Consider the following 16,348-nt stretch of genomic DNA (forward strand, 5'->3'; position numbering starts at 1 on the left):
TAGAATCTTATATTGATAATCATATATTATGATTATCAAACTTAATTTTATTGAAAATTGAAATATTAAGTAGTATTCCTATTGCTATTAAATTAACCATTAAAGAACTTCCACCAAAACTTACAAATGGAAATGGGGTACCCGTAAGAGGAAGTATTCCCGTAATACCGCCTAAATTAACAACAGATTGCATACCAATCATACAGCCTATACCAATTGCTATAAAACTTCCAAAGGGATCTTCACATAGCTGTGCAATTTTTAGTGAGCGAAGAACTATAGCTAATACTCCGGTCATTATAATGAATACACCAATAAATCCTAATTCTTCAGAAACGATTGCCATTATAAAATCAGTATGTGGTTCTGGGAGATAACCAGTTTTTTGAATGCTATTTCCGAATCCACGTCCAATAATTCCTCCTGAGCCAATGGCAATAAAAGAATTTACAAGCTGATATCCATTCCCTTGTGCATCAACAAAGGGATTGAGAATCGTAGTAATACGTGTCTTTTGAACTTCTGACAAACTAAATTGAATCAAAAAATATAAAATAGGTAACCAAAAAATAGAACCGAGTATAGTTCTTTTAATTAATAGATTTATATTTATTCCCGAGCAAAGAAATATGCTACAACCTATACCTAATATTAAAAGAGCAGATCCTAAGTTTGGCTGTTTATAGATTAGGAAAAAAATTGTAGCTAAAAAAAATAAAAGTTTTCCGCCCCCAAACCAAGTTTGTTTAACTGGTCCTTGTCGCAATGCAAAAAAACGGGCTGTTACAAGTATTGTTCCTAATTTAAGAAATTCAGCTGGCTGTATTCCAAAGATCCAAGATTGAGCATTATTTACGACCTTTCCTTTCCATAAAACCATAATTAACAAAAAAATTCCCCCAATCATAATACAGGTTGAGACTATTCGTTTTTTCCATATTTCATATGGGAGAATAGCACAAACTATTAGCCCAATTGTTCCTAAAAATAGCTTTGTTAATTGAGAATCGACAAAGTGCCTACTGTTATAACCGTAATGTTGAACAGCTACAATGGAGCTCGCGCTATACATCATGATAATACCTAAAGTACATGTTATGAATAGAGGGAGGAGCAATAGATAATCGAGTTTTAATATTTTTTTCATTTTTATATCCTCCTGATTTACATTAACACTTAATATTACATTTGCTAATGAATAGAATCTTGTTCTCACCAATTAATAAATAGTATTTTTGTTTTGAGAGATCCTATCGCTTACACCCTGTTTTCTTACGTAAAAATCCCCCTAGTTACATACTAGGGGGATTTCAAAATGGCATGACTAAATAAAGCTTTTCTCCCCCTAGTAGAGCTTTGGCACTATACAACGTAAAGTAATGGAAATTCATTACTTAGCTATCTTAAGAAGAGCCTTAATCCGACAATTCCTGTTCTACCCATTGGCGTCTTTCGACATTTTTGGGCAATAGCCTGTGTTTGTATAGGAGCCTCACCTAACAGGTTTAGCAATATAAATTTTATGTGTTAGTTTCGTGTAGCCAGCATAAATACTTTTTTTTTGCTTGTCAAGTAAACGTATTGCTAACTTTATATTCTTTATTGCTTTATAAATCTTTGAGAAATGATTTGAGAAATTGTATTTAATTGTCTCATATAGATACATATTTGCGACTTGGAATGTATAATTTGATTAAGTAGTTTAACCATATAAATTTGATAAACAGTAAAGAAGATATTAATCATAAAATAAGATTTTTTGAAGAATGTTCTTTTGAAGTACGGTATGACTAATGATGTAACTTCTGCTATAAAGTTACAAATTAATCATAAACAATACGTTTCTTATACGAAATTTCATATGTTTTATAACGTTTTTTTGAATTAATTGTATTTAAATTTCAAATTTGTAATAGAATCTAATTACATTTCTCTAAAAAAGAATTTTTTATGAATCAAATCGAAAGTTAGTTGACAAATATTAAATTCTGGTTTAAATTTTGAAGTAATTCAATAATCTTTGTTAGGTGAGGCTCCTGTATAGAGAAACGCTGCTGCCCAAAAATGTCGAGAGACGCCAATGGGTCAACAGGAACGGTCGGATTAAGGCCCTTTTTAATGTAGCTGGTTATAAAAACCTATGCTATACAGTGCTAAAACTCAACGAGGGAGTGGTATACGATTTGATAGAAAGGCACCTCTGGGATTTTTGCAGAGCTGTCTTAATAATCATTTATTTGTATTGTAAAAAAACCTTACTCCTTTTTGAGTAAGGTTTTTTTGTTTAATGTTATTTATTTTTATCTTGTCTATATTCAAAAAGGAGGTAGTTCTTAATAAATTGCTTGCAATGTAACTATTAATGCTCTAATCAAAATTTTAGACAGATAAAATAATACAAAACCACTCATGAAACTCTAGAGTCTCCCTTAGCAATATGAGGAGGAGTTAACATGAAGAAATTATTAAATGAATTACTTGTAACCCAAAATGATTTGGATGCAGATAAAGTTTTACGTCATCCGTCGTATGATGTTGCGCAAGAAATAAAACGGTTTTCAATTGAAGATCAAGTCATATTACTAGATAAGATTCCTGTATTAAAAAGCTCAAAAATTCTTCAACATTTGAGTATAGAAGAAAAATATAATATCTTAATTCACTTATCTGAAAACAAAGCTAAAAAATTACTAAATTTACAACCGATTGATGAAACAGTAGATCTACTTCTTGCGGTTCATCCGGAAAAACAAGCTCAATTAATGGCGTATCTAAATAAAATTACAAAACATAATGTAAAAAAGTTAATGGCTTTCAAACCTGAAACGGCAGGAAGTCTTGTCACAAGTGATTATGTTGCAGTTAGAGGGAATTGGTCAGTAAAAATGACATTGAAGTACATTAGGGAACATTCTGAAAATGTAGAATCAATTTCTTATATTTATGTTCTTGATAGTCATGGTTATCTTAAGGGAATCGTTTCCATACATGAATTATTACTAGCAGCAGATGAAGAGATATTATCTAATATCATGATTCGAGAGGTGATTTCAGTACCCGCTGAGGTTGATCAGCAAGAAGTTGTAAAAAAGCTACTGAATTATAATTTAGCGGCAATACCCGTAACAACAGCAAATAATGAAATGATTGGTATTATAACATTTGATGACGTAATGAATGTTATGGAAGCAGAGGCTACAGAAGATATCCAAAAGTTAGGTGGAAGTGAACCATTAAATCAATCTTACTTTGAATCTAGTATTTGGAGCATTTTCTTTAAACGCCTACCATGGTTATTGCTTCTTTTTGTTGCTGAAGCATATACAGGTACAGTACTAAAGTATTTTGAAGACGAAATTGAAACAGTAGTTGCCCTTGCTTTCTTTGTTCCATTATTAGTAGGTACTGGAGGGAATACAGGAACACAGGTTGTAGCAACAATTACTCGTGCAATCGGTATTGGAGAGGTGAAATTTAAAGACATTTTCCGTGTAATGAAAAAGGAATTTGCAATTGGTATGCTTCTCGGACTTGCACTTGGGGTAGCTGGGCTCATTCGTGCTTATATGTTAGGGGTTGGAACAGAAGTTGCACAAGTTGTAGCAATCACTTTATTATTTATTGTTATTTGGGCTTCGCTTGTCGCAGCTGTTTTACCTTTAATTTTGAGAAAATTTAAATTAGATCCTGCAGTCGTTTCTGGTCCATTTATTACAACATTTGTTGACGGAACAGGATTAGTAATATATTTCTTGGTTGCAAAAACGTTATTAAATTTGTAAATATACACTGAAATAAATACGAAATGTAGAATAAGTATTTTGCCTTGCTTGCTAAGACATAGTGGGGAACTCGGGAATAAGGAGAACAAACACTTTTGTCTTTAGGTAAATAATATTTTAAAGGATTCATTGAATGTAATTAATGCCGGAGGATAAAACTATGAAACATCTAAGAAAAATCTTCAAACGAATTTTGCTCCTTCTTTCTATTTTCATGCTTATTGGCATAGGAATATTATTTGGTACTAACTATGGCCGAGATTTTCGTGTAACAATTGCTGGGAGTATACTAACTTCTCAGCATCCACAATATGCGAAATATACATTCCTATCCCAAAAGGAACTAGATAAATTACAAGATAGAATTAATCATCCAAAATGGTTAAATAGTGATGAGAATATTTATAAAAAAATAGCAGGAAAAAGATTAGAAGAATTAAAAAATCAGCCAATAAAAATTGACGTAGAAACGATTAAAAGTAACAAAGATAGTCGCTTTCTTTTCGAAGGAAAATTAGTCACTATTAGTAACCCTTTCAATGTTAAACTTGTTAGCCATCAAGGAACACAGGGCGATAAAAGAGGAGAAAAAATTAGCGTAATGGCAAAACGTAATCATGCACTTGTTGCTGTGAATGCAAGTGGATTTGCCGATGAAACAGGAAGGGGTGGAGGAAATATTGCAACTGGAATAGTAATAGAAAATGGGAAAGCAATTGATACAAATATAGATAAAAATACCCCTACAATTATTACGGGCTTAACAAAGTTTGGACAAATGATAACAGGGAATTATTCTACCCAACAACTTTTGGATAAACAAGTCGTTTCAGCAGCAGGATTTATGCCACAGTTAATTGTTAATGGAGAAAAAATGATTACAGAAGGAGACGGTGGTTGGGGCTCTGCTCCCCGAAGTATTATGGCGCAAAAAGAAGATGGCACAATAATGTTTCTAGTGATTGACGGTAGGCAGACACATAGCATAGGAGCTACGTTAAAAGAGTGTCAAGATATTCTATATGAAAAAGGAGCAATAAATGCAATGGCTATGGATGGAGGTTCTTCTGCTACGCTATATTTAGGAGGAAAGGTTATAAATTCACCTTCTACATTATCCCATGAAGATCGTTATTTACCGAATGCTTGGATAGTAACAGCAAACCAAAAACAAGAAATAAGGGTGACAATAGATGGGGAAAAAATAGATACTAAAAAATCAGATGAATTTGATGCAAATATTTCAACTGATTTATAAATTCTTAAATAAATGAAGGTTTAATTAAAGTTTAAAAACTAACATACAAAGAGTGTAATAAAATTGAAAGTTTTATCATTTAACATTCATTAAAGAAAAGCGTATAGAGATACTCAATCATATGGAAAATCTCCAAGAAGTTAAAAGAAGGATAAATAATGTATACAGCTTACACTCATATTCAATTATATGCTTTTAATCTTATAGTATTTGCTACAGCTATGTGAAATGGACAACCTGTAAAAATAATTGTTGTGATCAGATGAGTAAAGATTAATGTGCAGAGTGAATTAGAAATCATACCTGAAGACATTTCATCAAACATCAAAGCAACACATTAGTCGCTTTGATGTTTGTAATGATAAAAGGGTGATAAAAAACATAAACAATAGGTGTATCAAGCAAAGGGATAATACACCTTAAAACTACATTGTTAAACAACATGCGTCATCGTGTAGTATATCTTATTTATCTTTAATTATTTTAGGTTCAATATTACATCTTATAAATCGTTTTTTCTATGATTTCCTAATTTCCAACTCTCGTCTTTTTATTCAATCATAATTACTATTTTAAGGATGTTAAAGTAACTCCAATACTAAACGTAAAAGGAATAATAAAAGGCATATGGCATTTTGTGTCACTCTTTTTTACACTTCATAACAAATAAGGATAAAAGAACAAAGTAAGTTATGCTTTTAACCTTTACTGATAGGAGAAAATGTTTGTATAGACCCACATACTTATTATTTGGTAATGTATGAAAGAAATTAAAATGATGAGATATAGACTTATAACTAAACAATTGAATTAAACAATAATATTTTGAAACAAGAGTAAAGTTAAGGTGGGGATAACTATGAATGCTAACCCAAAAACGTCCTTATTGGCAGCATGGATTAGTGTAATTAGCAATATATTTCTGACTCTCATCAAAATTATAGTCGGTTTACTTTTCAAAAGTCAGGTATTATTAGCCGATGGGATTCATAATGCTGCCGATGTTGTAGCATCCGTAGCCTCATTGGGATCAATGAAAATTTCAAACCAGCCAGCTGATGAAGATCATCCTTATGGACATGGTAAAGCAGAAGTTATATCATCAGGAATTGTAGCTGTGATTTTAATTTTAGCGGCTTTATTTATGGCTTATGAATCGATAAAGTCATTATTTGAACCAGCGACAGAACCCCATATAATTGCTTTTATAGCAGCGATTATTTCATTAATATGGAAGCAAATTTTATATGTATACACAATACGAATTGGTCGAAAAACAAGAAGCAACGGGCTTATAGCAACTGCTTATGATCATCTTGCTGATGTTTATGCCTCAATTGCAGCTGTAATTGGAATTGGTATTGCTTTGATAAACAATATCTATTCCATTCCATATGCAGCTTATGGGGATCCTTTAGCCGGTATTATTGTTTCTTTTTTCGTATTAAAGTTAGCGATTAGTATGGGGAAAGAAGCAATATATATATTAATGGAAGGTGGTATTCCTACCGAGAAATGTAGTGAATATAAGAGAGTAATTCAGGCCCATCCTTTTGTAAAAAGAATTGATAGAATGCGCGCACGTGATCATGGTCACTATGTATTAATTGATATTAGAATTAGTGTTCCGGCACATTTAAGCATCCAGCAAGGACATGATATTTGTAGGGATATAAAAACCACTATTATAAATCAGAACCCAGAAATATATGAAGTACTAATTCATTTAAACCCATGGTATGAGGAGAAGTAGGTTTAATGAATTATAGATAGATAGATATAAGTAAGTAAGTAAGTAAGTAGTTAAACCGTCCTTTTTAGATATTGGAGAATTGGTCGACTTGTATAATGTCCATAATTAAAAAACATTTATAGTTATGAGTACAATACATCTCAACTACATTATTTATAGAAGAAAAAACGTCCTATTAAAATATAGGACGTTTTTATCTATGATTTACTAATTTCCCAACCTTCGCATGTTTTCTCTAATTCAATTACAATTACCTTTTTAGAATCTTTTTTATACAAAGCATCAACAAAATCTGAAAGATAAATATCATTGAGGGGAATGAATTAATATATGAGGGTTCATTTTCAATATTTAGCTCTCAAATGAAGCAACTTTAGTATTCAATCAAAAGTCCATTGTCTATGAAACAACTAAATTTTTAAACGGCTTTAATAGACATCTACCATTTACATAGACGGATGTCTATTGTATTTTTGGCGGCAAGATTAAATAGCTTTTTTGTTACTTTACAATAAAGTATACTTAATATTAGTAATTCATGTAATTAGGAGTGGTTTCTATATTTAGAGAAAATACAAAAAGGATACTTCTGTCATTAGTAACAAATCCAATACTAATAATTGTATACGGGATTTTTTGTTATGAGTTGGCCTTATACTGTCAGTACGGAAGAATGAATTATAATATTTACATTTTGTTATTATGTATAGTACTTTTTATATCCATAACTACATTTACTACAATGCGGGTGATAAAAAATAGAGAATATGAATCTAAAAAATTAACTAATTCAATAGCATGGAGATCCATTTCTATTATCATTATTGTTGCAATTACATCATTTTATGGGATGCAGATTTATAAAAGTGCAATAAATTACAATGGCAAATTGGCATGGTTTGTAGAAAAGTTAAAACATGAAAGGTCAGTTAAACTTAAACATAATAATATATATAAATCTGGAGTAGAAGGTATTTTTGAAGATATAAATAAAAAATATCCTTTGCCAAAGAAATTGTATATGGCAACTGATTTTGATCTTACATTTCATTCAGATGGAACAATTACAGCGTTTGATACATTTGTTTATGGGAAAAATGTTGATGGGAAAGAAGAAACTTATTTAATCTCTTATAATGAGAAGAAATCAGAAGATATTACTATAATACGAGACGGATACGCAAAGCCTGATTATAATGATGATAAATTAGTAGAACCTTTAATTAAAACGGTTAAGGCGATTCCAGTTAAGCAAACGGTCAAAAAATGGAATGAAAGTAAGTATGGGTTGATTTATTATGGAAAAAGAAATTGGGGATCCAATACAGAGGGAATTATTAATATTACTGAGGATGGTAAGGGGCAGAGTCTTAAAGAAGCAGCTTCTGATATCATTGGATATACTGTATCTATATTTGTCCCTGGAAAAGAGAAAGAGCTAGTCCCTGCTAGATATAATTTAATAAGTGACGCAAGTTGGAGTAAATCAAAGACGCCTCCAAAAGAAGATAGGCTTAAAGAGAAGGAACAACAAGATTTAAAGAATGAAAAAGAACAGTTTTTCCTATCGAAAGAAGTTGGTTATAAACTAAATATGACAGATAAAGCATTAGGGAGCGCCTTTTATTCATTAAGCAGGACTAGTGATGAAGGGGAAACATGGGAGGTTATTAATCCAGACCCATTTAATAGGGGGATTGGTAGTGTATCAGGAATCACTTTTATAAATGATAAACTTGGTTTTTTAGGAGCAGTTAGACCTTCTGGTAATGAGGGAGAGTTATATCGCACAGATGATGGGGGGGTATCTTTTAAAAAGGTAGAATATCCGCCGCATGAAGTGAAATTAGATTATACACAGTCCGCAATAAGTCCTTTTGATTCTCCTAGTATGCCATATGAGAAAGATGGGGTTTTTAATATGTTAGTTGGACAAGGGGCAGATGGAGACTACAATGGCGATAGTAGTGCACTTTATCAATCAAAAGATAACGGAGAGACATGGGAATTTGTAGAAGAAGTGAAAAAGAAATAGTCAGAATGTTCTTTTGAAAAATAAGGTAACTACTCAGCTATACATTTTATTTAGAAGTTTGGTAAGGAGTATAATTCCAGCGATGAAGATAAAAATGGACCTACACCTCGCTGCCTTTCTTTGTTTTAAAGCTTTGCGCGTGGCAGGAAAAGGCACTGACTGCCTCTATGCATGGCCAGTCCCTCTCGCCCATTTAAAAAGATGCTTTTCTGGCTTTTTTCATAGAGGGGCTGAGTAGTTACTAAAAGTAAATAATTTAAATCGAACCATAAGCTTGCCGGCAAATTTATGGTTCGATTTTTTTTAGGGCAAAGATATCGTTCTAAACGGGTATCACCACATCGCTATCAACTTAAAAGAGTGAACACCAAAAAAATGAAAAAAGAGCTGACTTTTGATGAGTTTATTTCTGTAAATCTAAAAAATTTTAGTTTAAACTTTCTTGTTTAAATAGTTTGGAGTTTCATGTCTTTCTACAACAGATGGGGGAAGGGGTTAATCCCCATTTTCCCGAGTTTACGTTAAATTCACATTTAACGTAAACAACAATTGTAGGAATCTAAAATTTTCATTTATCTAATCTAACAAGAGACCGTTTTTATATACTAATTAAAGTAGAATTTTAACTATGTATTTTTTATATAATAAAATTAAATATGTAATGAATAATGCATGACATTTTAAACCACTACTCTAACAGAGAAAATAATGAAAGTTCAGCAAGTTTGCATTGCTGAACTTTTATTATTTATTTTTTCCTATTCTGCCTAAGCTATCTTTAATAGTTGTTTCTCCAAGCTGTGTGTATAATAAGGCCGTATCTTGGCTGGTATGCCCAAGTTGTTGCATCACTTGTAACGAATTTTTGTCTTCCATATATAATTTATTTGCCAATGTGTGTCTTAATTTATGAGGATACATTTTTTTCCATATTCCTTAGTATATTTTTCTACTATATCTTGGATAGCCCTAACGGAAAGAGGCTGTGCAGTATGTTTATACTTTGATAAAAACACATTTTTTAATTCTTTTCCTAGAACATATTTGTTATCTCTAATTTCCATATACTTTTCAAGGGCATTTAATGCAATTGGGGTAATCCATACAGAGTCTTCTTTGTTTCCTTTTCGTATTACATCAATTAGCCTTTCTTTTAAGTTTATATCTTCCATACGAAGATCGGCCAATTCACTTACACGAATACCACTACCAAGAAAAAAAGAAAGGATTGCTACATCACGATGTTCATCTCTTAGGAAATAGAATAACTGATGTTTTGTTAAAGATTTTTCATGCTCATACTTAACATAATTCAAAAATACTTAATCGTCATCATGATGAAATGTCTTATTTTTAGCGTGAAAGCTGTTATGAAAAATAATACATATAGATGATAAGGAATAATGTTAGAACATGTATAGGTAAGATATTGAATATTAAATAGTAATATGTATTTAAATTTATTTTTTGGAATAAAGAAACTTTTGTGCGCTGTCAAATTCCTATCAAATTAATACAACTAAATGTTATTAAAATAATAAATAATCAATTATAAAAGTGATTTTGAACGTAAGGAATTTGTAAGGAAGAGGTAAGAAAAAAGAGATTTTCATTGTGTATGATTAAAATATAAAGAAGAGTGAGAGGAGAAAGACCATATATTTATATAGGGAAACAAATCGATTAATAAGACCTGTATGGAGGAAACGAGACATTACAAAAGTTAACATACATCTCAAACAAAGGATAGACTATTTTTTAGGTCAGAAAGCCGTTTGTAGAATAACGGATATAAGAGTGATTACAAATACAATGTCGTCCTTTTGCAGTTGGTTAAGAAGAAAGCTGTGTGATTAGTTCCAAACAGAAAATAAACATTTATACAATATGAATAGGGGAGAGGAATATTTTGATGAAAAAGCATCGTCAAATTACATTTACAGGTTTAGCCCTTTTAATAATTGGAGGTTCCCTGTTTTATACAACTCCAACCTCAAGTGTAAAAGCGGAGCTCACTCAAAATCTATCTAGTTCGTTACCAACAAGCAACCAAAGAGATCGAAATTCCGTCAAAGAGGCAATGCGGGATACATTGAAACTTGGATATCCAGGGATACTTGCTAAAACTTCTGAGGGCGGAAAAACACGGAGTTATGCAGCTGGGGTAGCGGATCTAAGTACCAAGAAACCAATGAAAACAGATTTTCGATTTCGAATTGGCAGCGTGACAAAGACGTTCACTGCAACAGTTATACTTCAATTAGCGGGAGAAAACCGCTTGAATCTAGACGATTCCATTGAAAAATGGTTGCCTGGTGTCATTCAAGGAAATGGATATGATGATAAATAGATTACTATCCGGCAATTATTGAACCACACAAGTGGTATTGCTAATTACACAACGTCAAAGGATTTTAATATCATGGATACAAAAAAATCTTATACTGCTGAAGAATTAGTAAAGATGGGAATATCCATGCCTCCAGATTTTGCTCCAGGAAAGAGCTGGTCGTATTCAAATACAGGATACGTATTACTAGGGATTATTATTGAAAAAGTAACTGGGAACAGCTATGCGGAAGAAATTGAAAATCGAATTATTGAACCACTTGAATTATCGAATACATTCTTACCCGGAAATTCAAGCGTTATTCCAGGAACCAAGCATGCCCGTGGATATATCCAATTAGACGGAGCAAGTGAGCCAAAAGATGTTACTTATTATAACCCAAGTATGGGGAGCTCGGCCGGAGATATGATTTCTACAGCTGATGATTTAAACAAATTCTTCACTTATTTACTTGGGGGCAAATTACTGAAAGAACAGCAACTAAAGCAAATGCTTACAACAGTCCCTACAGGAACAGATGAACTTGGCGATTCCGGGCTTGGAATTTTCAAAATGAAGCTTTCAAACGGTGTATCGATATGGGGGCATGGAGGAAGCATTCCTGGATTTTTAACTTTTGCTGGGGGCACACTTGGAGGCAAGCATACATTGGCCATCAATTTGAACAGCCTTAAAGCTGATAGTCCTGACCCTTTTAAAAATATTTTGCTTGCTGAATTTAGCAAGTAGATAAAAAGGAAAACGGATAAATTTTGTCATAGTTTTTATAGTTGAAAATATACTTTTCTGGTTCAAAAAACAATTTTTATGAAAAATATTTTGGGGTAAAGCAAGTTCTTAATTTGATGGACATTTGGTGGTACCCCATCGCTATCAAGCTAAGAAAACAAATTAACCCCAAAACAAAAAACCTTCACATTATATGTGATAGAAAAGGATAGATAAAGGCATTTTAGCCTTATCTATCCTTTTCTGTAATACAAATGATTACGTTTATTATTCAAAAGTAGGAATTTTTATTTTTATAAATCATAAAAATTTTAATTTGGATGCCGGTTTACCTGTATACCTTTGGTCGGCTACATGTGATTCAGCTTGGTCCTTCCATGCCACTCAAAAATCCAGTCAAAAAAAGAGGGAGAAGGCATTTTTTATTGAAGTTTGTTAATAGTAGCTTTTTAATTTGTTAGGGGGGATTGTAAAGTAGACTATTAATCTCTTTGATAATTTTAATTTTTCTTATAGTACAGGGCAAGCTGTATAAAAAAATTTAATTTCGAAAGGAGAATCAATAAATATGAGCACGAAAAGAAGGATAGGGAATAGGTTATTACTTGTTAGTGCAATTTGTACAATAGCTATTCCTTCAGTTTCATATGCGGAGGAAGTAATTTCACCTGAAAATTTTGTGAATGATTCAAGTTTGTATGAGGGACGGAATACGGATGTATTAAAATCAAGCTTATATCCTTGTACATATAAAAATCCGTTCAATCACCAATTTATTTCGACATTAAAGGAAACAAACAACAATATAAAAAAAATAGACAATCCTGAAAGTGAAAATCCTGTTATAGCTACTACCCTTTCATTTATCCGTTATATGGATACAGAAGACTATAAATCTGCAATTGATTTAACTTCTCGATCATTACAGAAAGTAATATCCGAAGAATGGCTGAAGAGTTATTGGAAGGAACTCCCTGCGCAATTACAAGCAGGTTCTTTTAAGGAGATTGGAGAGGTAACACAAAAAGAGACAAATTCTGTTCATACAAATGTAGAGATTAAATTAGTTTTTGAACAATTTACAGTACCTTTATTAATTAAGCTAGATCCATCTGGAAAAATAGATGATTTTCAACTTAGTATGTCGTTTAGTCCAGTTGCAGAGCGTCCGTCATATAGTAAGCCTGAATCCTTTGTTGATAAAGAAGTAGTGGTTGGAAGTGGTGCGTTTCCATTATCAGGAACATTGTCTGTTCCGAAGGGGAAGGGTCCTTTCCCAGCGGTTATTCTTGTTCAAGGATCTGGAGCAACCGATCAGGATGAAACAGCGTTTGCTTTAAAACCATTTCGTGATTTAGCTGAAGGTCTTGCCTCGAAAGGAATTGCTGTCCTTCGCTATAATAAACGAACTTATGAACATGGATTGAAAACACAATCCAGTCCTTTTTATACAGTGGACAAAGAGACAACAGATGATGCTCTTCTTGTGACTCATTTTCTTAAAAATGAATCTCTGATAGATAAGAATCAAATTTATATTCTTGGTCATAGTCAAGGTGGAATGATGCTTCCGAAAATGATTGAAAAAGACCAAAATCAAAATATTGCTGGGGCGATTGTGATGGGAGGACCAGCCCGTACGATTCAAGATGTTGTTTTAGATCAATTTGAGTATCTTTTTTCTATTGGAGCAATGAAACCGGATGAATATAAATTTTACAAATCGCAATTTGAATTATTAAATGATCCCAACTTCTCTAGTCAGAATCCTCCAAAAGGTTTTTATTTAGGATCAGCAGTATTTTGGGATTCTATTCGTAAAGTTAAAGCAGCAGAAATGTCAAAAGAACAAAAGACACCGCTTCTAATTATTCAAGGAGAAAGAGACTATCAAGTTCAATCAAAAATCGAAATTCCTCTATGGAAAGAGCAATTAAAAGAACGAGATAACGTTGATTATCGACTATATCCAAAGTTAAATCACTTCTTTACAGAAGGAGATGGAGAATTAAGTAAACCGGATGAATATTATAGTCCTGCTAATATCCCTGAGTATGTAATAAATGATATTGCTACTTGGGTGCAAGGAAGATCGAAATAAAATTAGCACCCTTCTTTGTGCCTCCGCCATGTTTCAAATACGCCAATTACTCCTCCAAAAGAAGAAACGAGAATGGAGCGAATATAAAGCGATTTATGTCATAAAAGAGTACTTGCTACTTATTTATTATTCTTTACAAAAAGAAGCCAAAGAATGAACAAAGATATTATTTCATCTCTTCAATCTCTAACATAAAAACAGATAAAGATCTTTAATAGGTATGAGAAGTATTGTTTGGCTTCTGGTGAAAAGACGTGAAACTAGTTTCGATATAGTAATAATAAAGATGCTTAATTTTGATATAGAATATAATAGCCTTACTACATATTGAATGTAGTAAGGCTATTTAAAGATTTGAAAACAGGATAAACTTATTCAAAATTGCCTACCAAAAATGATGGAAAATTAGATTTATAGTCTTATTTCTTACTGCATCTTGTAACTACAGCTTAGCTAGCTCTAAAGAAATAACAAACCGTTTTCTCATTCGATAATTCCAATTTCTAGAGCCTTCTGGACAGCTTCTTCCTTGTTACGTACTCCTAACTTTGTGTAAGCCGAGGAAGCATAGTTTCTGACCGTACCATTCGATAAATATAGCCTTGAAGCTATCGTATTGTATCGAAGTCCTTTTGCTACTAGTTGCAATATTTCTATCTCTCTGGCTGTTAGTTCATAAGCAGTTGCTTTTGATTGTGGTGTCTCGTTTTGCTCATCAAACTGCTCAAATATTTTGTGAGACATACCCTGATCAATCAGCGTCCCACCGCCATGAATAAGTCGGATCGTATTAGCTAGCTCTAACGTTTCAATGGATTTAAGTAAAAAACCATCCGCACCGTTACGAAGCGAGTCTAACGCCTGTTTCGTATCCTGAAACGTTGTAAAAATCAATACGCGGATATGTGGCCATTGTTGCTTAATTTTTTTTGTCGCTTCGACTCCATCCATTTGCTGCATATCTAAATCCATGAGTACAACGTGAGGTTGAAGGCGCCCACACAAGTCGATGGCTTGATCGCCATCTTCAGCCAAACCGACTACATTTATATCTTCATACCTGTCGAGTAGTGTACTCAAACTTTCCCGAACAAATGGCTGATCGTCGACAATTAACAAACGAATAAGTCCATCTTTTATTTCAGTTTGTCGCGGTATGGTACATGTAACAAGCATTCCTTCCTCTGGCTTTGTATATACAGACAATTGACCTTGCAAATTCATTGCCCGCTCTTTCATCGTATTCATACCGAAGCCTTCCTGCCATTCTACATTTCCCTTTCCATTATCTTGCACTTCTAATCTCGTATATTGTTGTTCAAACTGCAATGAAACTATTATTTCAGTCCCTTGACCATGACGTACCGCATTCGTAAGGGACTCTTGTAAACAACGAATGAATGCTATCTTCGCTTGTCGAGACAGTTGATATTCATCTCCGAATGTTCGGAAGCTTACATCCACCTGAGCGTGCTCCTGAAATTCAGCTCCAAGATTTTGTAGAGATTGAATCAAGGAAGGCGATTGACACTGAGGATCCATTTGATGTAGGTAACCTCTCACGTCCTCGATGCTTTTACGTCCCATTTCAAGCAGGGAATCTAGCCTCTGTACACCCATTTCGGTAGCAAGATCGGTTCGCAACGTTTCCATCCCCATAATAATGGAAGTATAGGCGTGACCTACTGTATCATGCAGCTCACTAGAGAGCCTGTTTCGTTCCTCGGCCAGTGTGATGCGTTCGATCTGAGACATATATTGCTCAAGTACCGCGTTTTGTTTACGAATTACTTCATTTTGTTTATGATTGATGATTAATAAATGGAAAGCGAATCCCATTACATAAGCGAATCCGTAGTAGGTGACCATAATCCAATAGCTATTACTTGGCGCAACTGCATAGAAAATCCCGGTTATTACAAAAACTGTTGTTGGAGCTGTCCAATAATAGGACAAATGCTTACTATTTGCTGCGATAAGAAACACCGATATAAGAAAAATATTGTAAGCTTCTGGAAATAAAGAGGTTAAATATATACATAGTCCACCATATAGCAATATTTCTGTGAATAAGTAATATTTGTAATTGAACAGCAAGGCCACCCATGGAATAGAGAAGGCAATAATTTCCCAAAGAATAATAATCCAAAGTGGTAATGTTAAACCATCCTGAAAATTTAATGTTGCTAGGATGGTAGACACACTAACAAGTAGACGGATTCCTAACATAATCCAATCATACCAAAACCAATATTTAACCATATCAAACAATTCATTTACCCCCTAAGTAGCCTTCTTTCTCATTTCCTATATTATAGAATAATCCTTCTTGCATTGTTA

The 16,348-nt window shown here is 33.1% G+C and carries 7 protein-coding genes, 4 pseudogenes and 2 riboswitches; of the genes and pseudogenes, 7 read left to right on the forward strand and 4 right to left on the reverse strand.

The annotated features are described in order from the left end of the window. Window positions 1-19: 19 nt before the first annotated feature. Window positions 20-1,147 carry an FtsW/RodA/SpoVE family cell cycle protein gene (locus ACUN26_RS05985; RefSeq protein ID WP_000722112.1) on the reverse strand — a complete coding sequence of 376 codons (1,128 nt, stop codon included), beginning with the start codon at window positions 1,145-1,147 and terminating at the stop codon, window positions 20-22. A 187-nt stretch (window positions 1,148-1,334) separates the two neighbouring features. Next, a riboswitch (M-box (ykoK) riboswitch) is annotated at window positions 1,335-1,511 on the reverse strand. A gap of 501 nt (window positions 1,512-2,012) precedes the next feature. Continuing rightward, window positions 2,013-2,180: riboswitch (M-box (ykoK) riboswitch) on the forward strand. Between the two features lie 273 nt (window positions 2,181-2,453). Here ACUN26_RS05985 and mgtE point away from each other — a divergent pair. The 3 genes from mgtE to ACUN26_RS06000 all read left to right on the forward strand — a co-directional run bounded on the left by mgtE (window position 2,454) and on the right by ACUN26_RS06000 (window position 6,793). After that, on the forward strand, window positions 2,454-3,782 hold the full coding sequence (mgtE, locus tag ACUN26_RS05990; RefSeq protein ID WP_000735192.1) for a magnesium transporter: 1,329 nt from the start codon (window positions 2,454-2,456) through the stop codon (window positions 3,780-3,782). 160 nt (window positions 3,783-3,942) lie between these two features. Continuing rightward, window positions 3,943-5,040: a phosphodiester glycosidase family protein gene (locus ACUN26_RS05995; protein WP_000681827.1), complete on the forward strand. Its 1,098-nt coding sequence runs from the start codon at window positions 3,943-3,945 to the stop codon at window positions 5,038-5,040. Window positions 5,041-5,899: 859 nt separating this feature from the next. After that, complete coding sequence (locus ACUN26_RS06000) at window positions 5,900-6,793, forward strand: cation diffusion facilitator family transporter (protein WP_000993331.1); 894 nt, start codon at window positions 5,900-5,902, stop codon at window positions 6,791-6,793. Window positions 6,794-6,990: 197 nt separating this feature from the next. On the opposite strand, the pseudogene ACUN26_RS06005 reads toward ACUN26_RS06000, so the two are convergent. Continuing rightward, a pseudogene (locus ACUN26_RS06005) lies at window positions 6,991-7,080 on the reverse strand (DUF4878 domain-containing protein); the annotation flags it as partial. Window positions 7,081-7,343: 263 nt separating this feature from the next. On the opposite strand from ACUN26_RS06005, the gene ACUN26_RS06010 reads away from it, so the two are divergent. Beyond that, entirely contained in the window at window positions 7,344-8,828 is a 1,485-nt protein-coding gene (locus tag ACUN26_RS06010; RefSeq protein WP_080001225.1) for a WD40/YVTN/BNR-like repeat-containing protein, read from the forward strand. A gap of 744 nt (window positions 8,829-9,572) precedes the next feature. On the opposite strand, the pseudogene ACUN26_RS06015 reads toward ACUN26_RS06010, so the two are convergent. Then, a pseudogene (locus tag ACUN26_RS06015) lies at window positions 9,573-10,183 on the reverse strand (tyrosine-type recombinase/integrase); the annotation flags it as partial. A 557-nt stretch (window positions 10,184-10,740) separates the two neighbouring features. Here ACUN26_RS06015 and ACUN26_RS06020 point away from each other — a divergent pair. The 3 genes and pseudogenes from ACUN26_RS06020 to ACUN26_RS06030 form a co-directional block, all read left to right on the forward strand. Then, window positions 10,741-11,907, forward strand: a pseudogene (locus ACUN26_RS06020) (serine hydrolase domain-containing protein). Between the two features lie 568 nt (window positions 11,908-12,475). Beyond that, complete coding sequence (locus ACUN26_RS06025; RefSeq protein ID WP_000105168.1) at window positions 12,476-14,008, forward strand: alpha/beta hydrolase; 1,533 nt, start codon at window positions 12,476-12,478, stop codon at window positions 14,006-14,008. Window position 14,009: 1 nt separating this feature from the next. Beyond that, a pseudogene (locus ACUN26_RS06030) lies at window positions 14,010-14,162 on the forward strand (IS4 family transposase); the annotation flags it as partial. Window positions 14,163-14,491: 329 nt separating this feature from the next. On the opposite strand, the gene ACUN26_RS06035 reads toward ACUN26_RS06030, so the two are convergent. Then, entirely contained in the window at window positions 14,492-16,279 is a 1,788-nt protein-coding gene (locus tag ACUN26_RS06035; protein ID WP_000460014.1) for a response regulator, read from the reverse strand. Window positions 16,280-16,348: the final 69 nt, after the last annotated feature.

Source organism: Bacillus sp. WC2503 (genome assembly GCF_052682895.1).